Genomic DNA, 13,097 nt, shown 5'->3' on the forward strand with positions numbered 1-13,097 from the left:
AAAAAGCAACCCAGCCACACAGCCGGGTTGCCCAACACCTCATTCTTTAGCTAAAAACACGATCCTTGAACTGCGCCAGCTTTTCCAATGAGGACTTTTCCACATCGGCATGCAGGCTGTTTCCGTGTGAATCCATCGTTACAACCGCTGTAAAGCCTTCCACACGAAGGTGCCACATTGCTTCCGGAATACCGAATTCCATCAGGTCCACTCCGTCGACACCCTTGATACAGTCCGCATAGTACTGCGCCGCTCCGCCGATGGCGTTCAAGTACACGCCGCCGTGCTCTCCCAATGCTTTCAGCGTCTTCGCACCCATACCGCCTTTGCCCATGACGGCGCGGATTCCGAAGCGCTTCATGATATCTCCTTGGTAAGGCTCCTCGCGGATGGACGTAGTCGGTCCTGCCGCTTTCACTTCCCAGTTCCCTTCCGCGTCCTTCAGCATAACAGGACCGCAGTGGTAGATGATCTGGCCATCAAGGTCCACCGGGGAATCATTGTCGGACAGGTATTTGTGGATGGCGTCACGGCCTGTAAACATGCGGCCATTGATGCGTACCACGTCCCCAACCTTCAATGAACGAATTTTTTCTTCCGTAATCGGTGCTTCCAAGACGATTTCACGGGAATCAGACGTAGCAGCAACCTCTTCCTGCTCTGCCAGTTCTTTTGAAAAATCGATCATTTCGCCTTCCTGGTACATCCATTCCATCAGATCGCCGGATTCAGCGTTTATTTTCACACCTAAGCGACGGTAAGCCCAACAGTTGTATGCAACAGATACAAAGAAGCTCGCTGGGATGCGGTTCGCCACGCCCACCTTACAGCCAAGCAGGGTCGTCTCGCCACCGAAGCCCATAGTACCGATTCCAAGCTTGTTGGCATTTTCCATCACATATTCTTCAAGCTCTTTCAATTCAGGGATCGCATTCTCATCATCAAGGCTTCGGAACAACTGCTCCTTCGCGAGCTCATAGCCAGACGTTCTGTCGCCGCCGATACCTACACCGATGACGCCGGCACTACAGCCCTGTCCCTGCGCCTGGTATACGGAATGCATCACACATTTGCGGATGCCATCCAGGTCACGGCCCGCACGGCCAAGCCCTTCAAGTTCACAAGGCAGACTGTACTGGATATTCTTGTTCTCACAGCCGCCTCCTTTTAAAATAAGGCGCGCATCTATATAGTCCTTCTCCCATTGCTCGAACTTGATCACAGGCGTACCCACCCCGAGATTGTCCCCGCTGTTCGCTCCTGTCAGGGAATCCACAGAGTTCGGACGCAGCTTTCCGTCCTTAGTAGCCTGGGCGATTGCCGTGTAGATCGCCTCTTTGATCTCCAGTTGGTTCACTCCAACCGGCGTTTTTATTTTAAATGTAGGAAGTCCAGTGTCCTGACAGATCGGAGACACATTTTCATCCGCCATCGTAATGTTCTCTGTAATCGTCGCAAGGGACATCGCCGCTCTCGTCCCGGCGCTCTCGCTAAGCTTTGCCTTCGCAATCGCACGACGCACATCTTTAGGAAGCTTTGTGGAAGTTTCCACAATCAACTGATACATACTTTCAAATAATTTTTCCATCTCTATACCCTCTCCTATCCCCTGGTTGAAAAGCTATTATCTACAAAATCCGGAATTATCTATTCTTTTTCACAATAATTATTATACTGCTTCTAGTGGAGTTGTTAAAGGAATTTGTAATCGATTTCAAGAATAGATGGCGGGGAAATGGATAATTATGCTAGTATAAATAAATAGAACGACTTAAGGAGTGTTTTCCTTGAAGGAATTGGATCAGGTACTTAGAAACGGAGATTTTGAACAGGCTAAAGATCTCGCAAAAAGAATGGATATGGAGCAATTAGAAGATTTACTTTTTATGATTTCATGCAACTTATTGGGATTATAGTTAGTCTGGGAGGAATCAGTAGGTATAGTTAGATTTGTTTATTTATAAAAAAATAAGGAGTTATATATATGAATGTGTACTTAAAAATTTCGTTATCTCTTATCTTTGCAATTTTTTTTTTTATTCTGATGCAATTGGTTCTCTTTAAGTTCTTTTATATAGGTAATATCAAGGACCATTTCAACTTTACTTATGATAGCTATTACTGGAATACTCATAATTTCATCCCGTTCCATACCTTCTTTTCTTATCTGTTTTACTCGAATGACCTTCATTTGAACATCAGATTGCAGAATGTGGGAGGTAATTTAGTTGGATTTATCCCATTTGGATTTATACTACCTCTTCTTTTCACAAAATTTATGTCAACACTAAAAATCGGAATGGCTACATTCTTTTTAAGTCTATTTTTTGAAGTCTCTCAGCTGTTATTTAAGCTCGGAAGCTTCGATGTAGACGACATTTTTTTGAATACACTTGGAGGAATTATAGGTTTTTTTGCTGTAAAATTTGCTCTGAAGCTTCTTCAGTCGATTAAAAGAGCCAGATTGCAGGTAATTACTAAAAATCAATAAAATTAGAGATGGAGACTCACTGTTTTTCGTACCGTCTTTTCACTCTTTTCTGCCCGCTCGCGGTTCGATTCCATCGCTTTCGTACCGTCTCTCCACCCTTTTCCGCATGCTCGCGGTTCGATTCCATCGCTTTCGTACCATCTCTACACTCTTTTCCACGTGCTCACGGTACGATTCCACCGCTTTTGTACCGTCTCTTCCATCCTCTACATCTATTTCAAAATCCGGTTATAAAACTTCGGGGTTATTGGTCTCACTATCAGGTACATTACTATCAAAAAGATAATTGCAATCCCACCAAAAAGGGCAAAAACTTTAAATACACGAGTATAATCTCTGATTACTTCAGGAACAAAATAAGCTAGTAGCATACAAGATAGAAAAGCGAATACAGAAATGGGAAACATTCTTAGACAATTATCCACAACTCCCTTTTTATCCATAAAACGTTCCGAAACAGCAAGCAATCTATCTATGAGTATAAGATAAAGAAGTCCCAGAACCGCACCGAATATGATTGTCACACCAATACTCCTCCATTCCATTTTTGAATATTCTACCAATTTATATTTTAATGGGTTTAGTAAACTTTGTATATAAAAAAAGAACCCGAAGTCTTTTCAGGTTCCTGCCAATTTATATAAATGTATTCCTTAATAATAGGGATAGTAAGGATACTGATAATATGAATACGGAGAGATATAAGGTAATAGTGCTAAAGCTGCTATCGTAGCTATTGGAAAAGTACGACGTCGAAAACGTCGGAAACGTCTTCTAGGACGACCATAAGCACCAAATTCCCGACTGTCCATTTGATTTCCACTTTCTTGTTCAACCACATCCTCGCCAACCAACATGGAGATACTATCACTATCTACTTTTTCAATGACTCCATCCATTGAACTTCCATCTATCATCGTCATCGTAACAAGATAATACATGTGTTGTCTGCATTTTTCCTGTAAATTCCTGAATTGATAATTATAATTATGACTTTCCAAACTCATTTTGAACTCATCTCCTTTCAGCTCATGATATTCACCCAGGAGAAGAACGTTACATATTAAAAAAGAACCTAGGAATCCCCAGGTTCTTTCATTCATATATTCTGGACAGGTAATATCTATTACCAATCCTTCTTAAACTGATTATATTTACCTTCCAAGTCATCAAGCATCTGGATCAAGCGGTCGATGTCCTCTAGGTCTGTTGATTCTGGATCCAGGGAATCCACTACCTCCAAGAACATGTTCAAGCGGTTTTTCAGGTAATCTACTTGTGAATCCTTATTCTCTGTTGCTTTACCCATTATTTCCTCACCTTTCCTTATTTCCTCAAAGTTTTGATTCTATCGTACCTTACTCCATGCATACATTCAACCAAATATGAATTTTCCAAGCTCTCCGCCCCGAAATCGTGATACAATGTTGGGTAGGTTTTTATGGAAAGAGGAGTAAAGATGAAAACAACAACCTTAATGCCAATTACGCCTTCCTATGACCCATGGGAAGCTTATTTAGATGTTCAAGAATATGGCCAGATGGACCTGACGAATGTGGAGTTCACCACAACCACGCTCTGCAATATGCGCTGCGAGCACTGTGCAGTCGGATATACGCTCCAGCCAAAGGATCCGCAGGCCCTTCCTTTGGACTTGCTTTTGCAGCGCTTGGAGGAGATTCCACGTCTGCGTTCGATCAGCATCACCGGCGGCGAGCCGATGATGTCGTTGAAATCGGTCAATGAATATGTGGTGCCTTTACTTAAGTATGCCCACGAACGGGGAGTTCGTACACAGATCAATTCGAATTTGACGCTTGATTTGGCACGATATGAAAAGATCATCCCTTACTTGGACGTATTGCATATCTCGCATAACTGGGGCACGATGGACGATTTCGTCGAAGGCGGCTTCGCCATGATGGAACGCAAACCGACCTATGCGCAGCGTGCGAAGTATTTTGAAAGAATGATCGAGAACTCGAAGGCGATTACGAAGGCTGGCGTCATTGTTTCGGCGGAAACGATGCTGAATAAGCGTACCTTGCCTCACATCGAGCATATCCATAAACAGATTGTCGAGGAGATGAACTGCCAGAGACATGAGGTGCACCCTATGTACCCTAGTGATTTCGCCAGCGGCATGGAAGTGCTCACGCTGGATGAAATGCGTTCTGCCATTCACCGCCTGCTTGATATGCGCGACGAAAATGTGTGGATGCTGTTTGGTACGCTGCCATTCTATCCGTGCAGCGACAACCCGGAAGACCTTTCTCTGTTGAAGAGGGTTTATGAAGCGAAGAACGTGACGATGCGAAATGATCCGGATGGCCGCTCCCGTCTGAATGTGAACATTTTTAACGGAGACATCATCGTGACGGACTTTGGCGACACGCCGCCGCTTGGCAATATCCAGACCACCGATCTTCCATCAGCATATGCAAAATGGAAAGAGACCTCGATTGCAAAGGAATTGGATTGTCACTGTCCGGCTGTTGCATGCTTGGGTCCGAATATTCTCGTGAAGAATGCCTACTATCCGAAAATGGATTTTACGGTAAGAGAAACGAAGTTGGCAAAATAGACATTAAAAAACTTGGGGAGTATACCTCAAGTTTTTTTGTTGGTGTATAGGGAATCTAGTCGGGGAGAAAACTAGTGTTTAAGAAATTGGCATCATAAAGGTGGGATTGAATGCTAAACAAGATTGTTCTTTGGGTTGTACTTATTGCTCCATGGTTCACCTTGTTTTTTTTGAAAAAAGATGAAATCAAACGCTATATGCCAGCTGCAATTTCCGCATCATTCCTCATGACCATTTATAACATCTTCGCGTATAATCAAGCTCATTGGGAACTCAAGGATTCCATCCTACCTTGGTTGGATCCGCTGTTTGTTTCTGGCGTTTTTGGAGCCTTTCCTGTTATCGCATTATGGGTTTTTCATTTTACTTACGGTAGGTTTGGCTCTTATCTGCTAACCAATATTGTTATCGATTTCATGTTTGCCGTCTTTCCTATTCACTACGTGTTTCAGGAGATACTAGGGATATACAAACTGATCAACATCTCTGCATTGGAACGGTTTTTCCTCTTTGTCATATTCTCTGTTGTGCTATATGGATTCTACAAATGGCAGGAAGGGATATTCAGACAGAATGTTGATCCTGGACGAAATAAATAGGAGCCTTGAGAGGGAAATCTCTCTTGGCTCCATTTTTAATTGGATTTTGCTTGAGCTTCGTAATAGACGTCCGGGTTGTTGATTCCATTCTCTATATAGAACTTTGCCGTCGTTCTAATTACTTCTATGTAGTCTTCTTCTTTCATATTGTCCGTTAAGTGTATAAGGTCTTGAATGCTTCCTTTTACTTTGACTGTGTCAGCTGCCACATCCACGTATACCAGCATATAGACCTTCCCTTGATAGGAGACCCTTCCTGTTACATGTCCTTTTTCCAGATCAATGCTCAAGTACTCTGTATGAATTCCCGTTGATTTATAAATGGTACGACCCACACTTGACTTCGCATTCCGCTTGGCCAGCCAATACAACACAACAGCAAGTAAAACCAATAAAAAATAGATATAATGTACCCCCACCTTGAATCCACCTACCCCCAGAAAAAACTAGCACTACTAGTTATTTCGGCATAAATCTATTTAGGTGAACATACCTAGAGGTTTTTTATACAAATTTTAAGGGCCTTTTTAAGGTGCCTGACCCCTGCCACATTAACGTACTAACGCAAAGGGTGCCTGCCCCCTTCCGCATTAACGCACTAACGCAGAGGGGGTCAGGCACCTTTTTATCATCGTGGTCGATCGGATGCCGCAAAGATGAAGGATACGTGGTCCTGCACTGGGATCCATGCGCCGATTCCTTGGGAGGTTACGTTTTTGACGACGATTTTCATTTGTTTGCCTTTAAGGACGAGGTACACTTCTCCGTAGGTGATTTTTCCTTTTTCGTTGACTGCCGGAGAGAAGGCATATAGGTATCCGAGCTTTTTGACCGGTATGTTGTAGATCTGATCCTTTTTGGTCCCTGCGCCGATAATCGTTTGGAAGGATAGAGGCAACTTCGTTTTTTGCATCGCCTTCAGCATCATCATCTGTTTTACTTCCTCGGAGCTTGCGACCTTGGAGGTCAGTCCGCCTTTTACATTTTTCTGTGCATCCTGACGATAATAGATCTGCTGAGGGATATTCCCTCCGCGGTTGTCCGCATAGTTGGTATTGATTTTCTGGTATTCCCAATTCACACTTGTTTCATTGGACTCATAGTATAGCGGCCATTGTCCGAGATAGATGGTCGCACGATATCCGATTGCAACAGGAGATGGGTTGATGCTGGACTCGTTCATGATTTTGATCAGGTTCGGATTTTCAATTTTCACATTGGAAGAATCAATTAGTTCTTGCGTCAATTCGCTTGGTTGCAGATACGGAACATCTTCTGCAGGATTTGGGTACGTATTATCCTTTGATATGTCCAAAACGGAATTCGGTACCACAATTGCCTTATCATCTTTCTTCCCCTTCGCCGCCTGCTCCGCATGGGCACCGGTGGTTACAAGGCCAAAAGAAAGAAACAGAAGAAAAAATAGTTGAAGAATTCGCATGATGTCTTACTCCCTTCAGTCACTAAAATAATCTTTGTACTGTTATCATTTTCGAACCCTTTTGAGATTATCCACGCTTAGGGATATTTTTTAGAAAAAGAGGGGGAATTTCACATTTTAGCGTCTTAATTTAGTGGTGCCCTTTGATGTTATATACTTTTTGGAACTTAATTTAATGGATATCTTCACATAACTCGGTTTTATTCTCACGTAACTCCTGTAATTCTTCACGTTGTGCTTTTTTATTCTCACGTAACTCGCACCTATTCTCACATAACTCTTCATTAACCTCACGCTTTCAATTTCAGTTCCAAGGTTCTCCCAAGTAAAGAACAAAAAAACACGAAAGCTCATCAGCTCTCGTGTCGCAGTTTTTTATACACTCTTTCCACACTAGGGAAGAACACTTGGATCATGGGTCCGATACCGAATGTGATGATCAGCGTACCAATTCCAATTGGGCCTTTGAAGATAAAAGCAAAGATCAATGCCAAGATTTCACCGATTGTTTTTGCAGTCATCAGCTTGATGTGAAAGCGCTCCTGCAGCGATACCATCAGATTATCAATCGGCACGAGCGGGAATTTAGCTTGCAGATAGATGGCTATTCCTAAAGATAAAGCCACAACCCCACCCAATAAAGCGATGAATCGAACAATCATATCTACCGGCAGCCAAGCCTTAAGTAAAAAGAGAAGCACAAAGTCGATGAATGTTCCAACGAGAAATATCGTAATGACCGCCAAATAATCAGGTTTTTTCTTACCAAGAAAGGCGTTCACGATGATCAGAATGATTCCGACGATAAATACCCAGCTTCCTACTGTCAATCCGATTGTCTCGGATAATCCAACGTTCAGGGCGTCCCAAGCTCCCGCTCCAAGATTTGATTTTATGGTTAAACTTACACCAAAGGAAAGGATAAATAATCCAATTAAATAAAATAATACCCGAGTAATCAAACCAATGTCTCCTTCATAATAAAAACTTGTCCTTGCTCTTACCATTGTAATCCAAGAACCCGTTAAATATGAAAAAGAAAAAAAGATAAAATAAATCAGAATATTTACAACATTCCGCTTATATAGTATACTAACCCTATAATGAAGGAGGGAATAAAAGCCCCTACATCCAAGAGTGAAGGAGGGATCTCCCCCTACTTACAAAGCTTTTCATTCCTTAGTTTATTATGTTTTACCTCCTAAAAATCGTACTTAGAATGGTTTTTGTTTGTCCTACATGTCAAAGACTCTGTGCAGAGCCTACCAGCACAGAGTCTTTTTTTTGTACATTTTTATAGAAAGAAGAATCCAATCCCCATAATCAAGTACGCCGCCAGGATGGTCGCACCCTCAAACCAGTTCGTCTCTCCGTCATTTGATATGACGATGGCAAGCAACACCGCAGTGACCATGGCAATGAGTTCCGGCAAAGTAAACACCAAAGGCATTTGTGTTTCAAAAAAGATGGATGCCAATACTAGGACAGGTGCAACAAACATCGCTATCTGTAATGTGGAGCCAACAGCAATTTCCACTGCTATATCCATTTTATTTTTATAGGCCATGATGATGGCTGAAGCATGCTCCGCCGCGTTACCGACGATGGCAACGATAATGACCCCGATGAACAGCTCGGACCAGCCGAAAGCTTCTCCCACCTCTTCAAAGGTGTGGACTAGACTTTCAGAAACATACGCTACAGCAAGGGTGGCAAGCAACAGGATAAGGATTGCTTTTCCTTTCCCCCATTCGGCCACTTCATCTTCATGGCCGGACCCTTCTGCATGGTCACTCTGATATACCCCACGATGGGTCACCAGTTTAAAGAACAGTGCCGCCAAATACAAGAGAATCAGAATTACCGATATGCCCACACTGAAGGTGAAGGTATCCCTGTCCCCCATCTCCTGGGCAAAAACCTCCGGAATAACGAAGGCGACCAGTACAGCAAATACTAGAAGTCCGGAATTATGCCTCGCATCAAAAACGTTAAACTTCTGCCGTTTGAATTTTAATCCCCCAACAAAAAAGGACAATCCCATAACAAGAAGCAGGTTCCCAAGGACAGATCCAGTCAAAGAAGCCAGCACCACTGTGATCAACCCAGCTTTTAAGGCAAAAAAGGCAATGATAAGTTCTACTGCATTCCCAAAAGTCGCATTGATGAGTCCACCTATCCTTGGCCCGGTATGGATGGCGATGCTCTCTGTGGCGCGTCCCATATAGCCTGCCAAAGCAACGATGGTCAAGCTGAAGATGATGAACATCATGACAACAGGCCAGTGCAGGACATTACCGAGAATACTCATCGGCAGCCCCACTGCAATCATAAGTAAAAATATCTTATACAAGATCTCACCCTCTTTTTCTGTTCAGATTCTAATAATATACCCACCTTCCTACTTTTATTGCCCTATTTCAAATACATTCTTGATTAAAAAATATAAAAACATGACACATTAACCATGAGCAGACGAATGAAGAAAGGTGAGATAGAACCATGAGTGAAAGCTTGAAAAACAAACTAACGAAAATGTTCAGTGACCATAAAGTAGGAACCTTGGCAACCATCAGGGAAAACCGTCCGTACTCCCGATTCATGATCTTTTTTCATGAGGGCCTGACCCTCTACACCGCGACCAATCAGCACACCCATAAAATCGAGGACATCAAAGCCAATCCCCATGTGCATATACTGCTCGGGATGGAAAACACAAGCTGGAATGAGCCATACGCGGAAATAGAGGCGGAGGCTATTGTGGAAGAAAGTCAGGAGTTGAAAAACAAATTTTGGGACGATAAGCTTTCCGAATGGATCAAGAGTCCTGAAGACCCGGAGTATCTCCTGTTAAAGCTCTCGCCAACATCGATTCGCTATTACGAGAAGGCAGGCAGTGAGGCGGAGATTTGGACGGAATAAGATAACACGATAAGACCTGCTTTTGCGAGCAGGTCTTTATATTTCCCTAACAGTTTCTATTTATCTTCCACCACAATATAAGTAGCCTTGATCGGGCCATGCACCCCGACCACCAGATTCATCTCGATATCAGCCGAGTTGCTCGGGCCACTGATGAAGTTGATGCAGCTTGGGATTTTCTCCCCGTCCGCAACACGGTTATGAATGTCGTGCGCCGCCTGTGTAAACCGGGGGACAATCGAGCTTTTCGGGATAATCGCAATGTAGGTGGCAGGCAATAAACTCACCGATCTGCCCTTTCCTGCTCCGCTGAACAATACCACTGTTCCTGATTCGGCGAGCGTCTGGTCGCTGAAGGTGATGCCGACATTGGAGCGTTCTGCCACTGCAATATTCCCCTTGCCGATTGTCGGGTCCCATACATGAACATCGACCCCATCTGATGCCATTTCTCCCTTCAAGCCAAACTCCTCAAACCGCGGATCATCCCAAGTGATGACTTGACCGCCACCATAGCCGTCGATCACTTTTTTCAGTGTATCTGGCAAGCCCGCAACCCCGGTCTTCACGATGTCAGTATGAATATGCGCACACTGCTTCTTCAGCACCTCCACGAGCTCATCCTGCGTGGCGTCCTTCAACACCTTCCACTGTGGCTGATGCTTCCAGGATGGACGCACCACGCCCTCCTTTCGAACCGGCCTGCCGAGGCTTGTTGAGATGGTCGATAAAAAGGCGTCTCTGTTATGAATCGTTCCGTTCATTGGATTTCCCTCCTTTGTCACGCTCATCGAACCAGTCACGGAATCGTTTTTTGTCAGGTGCCGGGAATTCCCTGATAGCCGTCCAGCTTTTTAGGGGGCCAGGCCCCTTGGAAATCGAATCATCTACTGTAAAAGGGTTGAGGGCGGACGGTGCCAGCTTGGAGCCAACCTTATACATGAGAGGCGAAGCAGCACCAAGGCCGAACGCTTTCATGGCTAGCTTTTCTGAAATGGGGGCGCGCCCTTCTTTTTCTACTATTTTCTGACGATGCTTGTGCAAGAGTTCATGCAACGGTATTTTTACCGGACATGCTTCCGTACAGGCTGCGCATAGTGTCGAAGCATAGGGAAGCTCCTTGTGGTCGTCATACCCGTCAAGCAATGGAGTCAAGACCGCCCCGATCGGACCGGGATAGATGCTGCCATAGGAATGTCCACCGATATGCCTGTATACCGGACAGACGTTGATACAGGCCGCACAACGGATGCACTGCAGCACGGATTGGAATTCCGTACCGAGAATTTTCGATCTGCCGTTATCAATGATGACGAGGTGGAATTCCTCCGGCCCATCGACATCTCCTTCTTCGCGAGGTCCCGTCAAAGTAGTCACATAGCTCGTAAGCTTCTGCCCAACCGCACTGCGTGTCAGAAGACTGACCAACACCTCGAGCTCCTCATAGGTCGGAACGAGTCTCTCCATTCCCATCACGGTAATCTGCGTTTTGGGCAGGGCTGTCACTAATCTTGCGTTTCCTTCATTCGTTACAAGACTGATAGAACCGGATTCCGCAACGGCAAAGTTACAGCCGGTGATCCCGATGTCTGCAGTGAGAAATTCCTTTCGCAGCATTTCACGGGCATGCAGGGCGAGCTCCTCCGGTTTTTCTGTTTTCTGATAGGCAAGCTTAACCCTGAAAACGTCCCTGATCTGCTGCTTGTTTTTGTGCAAGGCAGGGGCCACAATATGGGATGGCGGATCATGGTCATCCACTTGCAGGATGTATTCCCCAAGGTCCGTTTCAATCACTTCACACCCGATGGCTTCCAATGCTTCGTTCATCGAGATCTCTTCTGTCACCATCGACTTGGATTTCACGACTTTACGGGCATTTTTTCGCTTCGCCACGTCCTGGATATACGTGTTTGCCTCTTCGGCTGTTTTCGCAAAAAACACATGTCCACCGCGTTTTGCCACGTTTTCACTTAGCTCATGCAAGTAATAATCTAAGTTATCAAGTACATGCTGACGGATCTCCTCGCCATGCGAACGCCACTCCTCCCAGTCGCCAAGCTCGACGGTCGACTCTATCTTTCTCGTCCGGAGCCGCTCCTGTGCGCTTGCTACAGCACCGCGCATGAACTGGTCTTCTATGCCTTTTTTCGATCTGTCTTTAAAAGATTCATTCCCGATTTTCAATGCCATTGTCTTCTGCGCCTCCTTTCTTAACGACTATTCAACACTTCCGCAATATGCATCACTTTTACCGGCTTTTCCAGGCGCTTTGAACGTCCGCCGATATTCATGAGGCAGCCGCAATCCGCTCCGATGAGATAGTCCGCCTGCACTTCTTCGATATGGTGAACCTTTTCATCCACCATCTGCTGGGAGATATTGCCCATCTTCACAGAAAATGTCCCGCCAAATCCACAGCAATTATGGGCATTCGGAAGTGGCGTGAATTCCAATCCATCGACATTTGCGAGCAGCTTCATCGGCTCATCTTTTACGCCGAGCAATCTCGTCATATGGCAGCTCGTGTGATAGGTGGCGCGGCCCGAAAGCTTTGCACCGACATCCTCCACCTTCAACACCCTTACAATGAATTGCGTGAATTCGTACGTTTTGGCAGCGAGCTTCTCCGCCTTCTCCTTCCAGACCGGATCATCCTTGAAAACATGGGGATATTCCTTGAACATCACAGCACAGGATCCTGATGGGGTGACCACATAATCCGACCTCTCGAATGTGCGGATCATCCTTTTCATTGCTTCCTTGGACTCATTCACATATCCACTATTGTAGGCAGGCTGTCCACAACAGATCTGCCCATCTGGAAAATCCACCTCACAGCCGAATCTCTCCAGCACTTCAACGGTCGCCTTTCCTACATTCGTCTGGAACATATCCACAAGGCATGTCGCGAACAAACTTACTTTCATTCCGAAAACTCCCCTCTTTTGCAGAAAGCGTTTACTTTTATAGTAATCTTATCATCTTACAATCCATTAAATTAGTCAACCGGTCATCTGATGATTAAGAAGTATTAAATCCAGAAAAAAAACTCCCCTAGAG

At 44.7% G+C, this 13,097-nt stretch carries 15 protein-coding genes; 5 read left to right on the forward strand and 10 right to left on the reverse strand.

Going from position 1 to position 13,097, the window contains the following annotated elements; genetic code table 11:
• Positions 1–46: 46 nt before the first annotated feature.
• Positions 47–1,588 (reverse strand): fumarate hydratase, encoded by a 1,542-nt coding sequence (locus tag JOC95_RS07985; protein ID WP_204415024.1) that lies wholly within the window; start codon positions 1,586–1,588, stop codon positions 47–49.
• A gap of 199 nt (positions 1,589–1,787) precedes the next feature.
• Between JOC95_RS07985 and JOC95_RS21515 the strand changes: the two genes are divergently transcribed.
• Positions 1,788–1,916 (forward strand): hypothetical protein, encoded by a 129-nt coding sequence (locus tag JOC95_RS21515; protein WP_275580528.1) that lies wholly within the window; start codon positions 1,788–1,790, stop codon positions 1,914–1,916.
• Positions 1,917–1,984: 68 nt separating this feature from the next.
• Entirely contained in the window at positions 1,985–2,491 is a 507-nt protein-coding gene (locus JOC95_RS07990; RefSeq protein WP_204415025.1) for a VanZ family protein, read from the forward strand.
• Between the two features lie 653 nt (positions 2,492–3,144).
• On the opposite strand, the gene JOC95_RS07995 is transcribed toward JOC95_RS07990, so the two are convergent.
• Positions 3,145–3,498: a hypothetical protein gene (locus JOC95_RS07995; protein WP_204415026.1), complete on the reverse strand. Its 354-nt coding sequence runs from the start codon at positions 3,496–3,498 to the stop codon at positions 3,145–3,147.
• 119 nt (positions 3,499–3,617) lie between these two features.
• Positions 3,618–3,800 (reverse strand): SE1561 family protein, encoded by a 183-nt coding sequence (locus JOC95_RS08000; RefSeq protein ID WP_204415028.1) that lies wholly within the window; start codon positions 3,798–3,800, stop codon positions 3,618–3,620.
• Positions 3,801–3,950: 150 nt separating this feature from the next.
• Here JOC95_RS08000 and yfkAB point away from each other — a divergent pair, with 150 nt between their 5' ends.
• A complete protein-coding gene (gene yfkAB / locus JOC95_RS08005) occupies positions 3,951–5,075 on the forward strand; it encodes a radical SAM/CxCxxxxC motif protein YfkAB (protein WP_204415030.1) in 1,125 nt (374 codons plus the stop codon).
• A gap of 110 nt (positions 5,076–5,185) precedes the next feature.
• Positions 5,186–5,674 (forward strand): hypothetical protein, encoded by a 489-nt coding sequence (locus JOC95_RS08010; RefSeq protein WP_204415032.1) that lies wholly within the window; start codon positions 5,186–5,188, stop codon positions 5,672–5,674.
• 35 nt (positions 5,675–5,709) lie between these two features.
• Here the strand turns inward: JOC95_RS08010 and JOC95_RS08015 are convergent, their stop codons facing one another.
• The 4 genes from JOC95_RS08015 to cax form a co-directional block, all read right to left on the reverse strand.
• Complete coding sequence (locus JOC95_RS08015) at positions 5,710–6,093, reverse strand: hypothetical protein (RefSeq protein ID WP_204415034.1); 384 nt, start codon at positions 6,091–6,093, stop codon at positions 5,710–5,712.
• Positions 6,094–6,302: 209 nt separating this feature from the next.
• A complete protein-coding gene (locus JOC95_RS08020) occupies positions 6,303–7,115 on the reverse strand; it encodes a YfkD famly protein (protein WP_204415036.1) in 813 nt (270 codons plus the stop codon).
• A 353-nt stretch (positions 7,116–7,468) separates the two neighbouring features.
• On the reverse strand, positions 7,469–8,077 hold the full coding sequence (locus tag JOC95_RS08025; protein ID WP_204415038.1) for a YczE/YyaS/YitT family protein: 609 nt from the start codon (positions 8,075–8,077) through the stop codon (positions 7,469–7,471).
• 332 nt (positions 8,078–8,409) lie between these two features.
• Positions 8,410–9,471: a calcium/proton exchanger gene (gene cax, locus JOC95_RS08030; protein WP_204415525.1), complete on the reverse strand. Its 1,062-nt coding sequence runs from the start codon at positions 9,469–9,471 to the stop codon at positions 8,410–8,412.
• 146 nt (positions 9,472–9,617) lie between these two features.
• Between cax and JOC95_RS08035 the strand changes: the two genes are divergently transcribed.
• The gene (locus JOC95_RS08035) at positions 9,618–10,037 is read left to right on the forward strand and encodes a pyridoxamine 5'-phosphate oxidase family protein (protein WP_204415040.1); all 420 of its coding nucleotides are present in this window, start codon (positions 9,618–9,620) and stop codon (positions 10,035–10,037) included.
• Positions 10,038–10,093: 56 nt separating this feature from the next.
• Here JOC95_RS08035 and JOC95_RS08040 read toward each other — a convergent pair whose 3' ends face one another.
• From JOC95_RS08040 to JOC95_RS08050, 3 genes are read right to left on the reverse strand one after another with little or no spacing between them, the layout of a single operon-like run.
• The gene (locus JOC95_RS08040; protein WP_204415042.1) at positions 10,094–10,801 is read right to left on the reverse strand and encodes a LutC/YkgG family protein; all 708 of its coding nucleotides are present in this window, start codon (positions 10,799–10,801) and stop codon (positions 10,094–10,096) included.
• Positions 10,782–12,227, reverse strand: coding sequence for a LutB/LldF family L-lactate oxidation iron-sulfur protein (locus JOC95_RS08045; protein ID WP_204415044.1), 1,446 nt, complete (start codon positions 12,225–12,227; stop codon positions 10,782–10,784). The genes JOC95_RS08040 and JOC95_RS08045 overlap by 20 nt, the downstream gene beginning before the upstream one ends.
• Positions 12,228–12,247: 20 nt before the next feature.
• Positions 12,248–12,964, reverse strand: coding sequence for a (Fe-S)-binding protein (locus tag JOC95_RS08050; protein WP_204415046.1), 717 nt, complete (start codon positions 12,962–12,964; stop codon positions 12,248–12,250).
• Positions 12,965–13,097: the final 133 nt, after the last annotated feature.

This window comes from Sutcliffiella tianshenii, assembly GCF_016908565.1.
GTDB classification, from domain to species: domain Bacteria; phylum Bacillota; class Bacilli; order Bacillales; family Bacillaceae_I; genus Sutcliffiella_A; species Sutcliffiella_A tianshenii.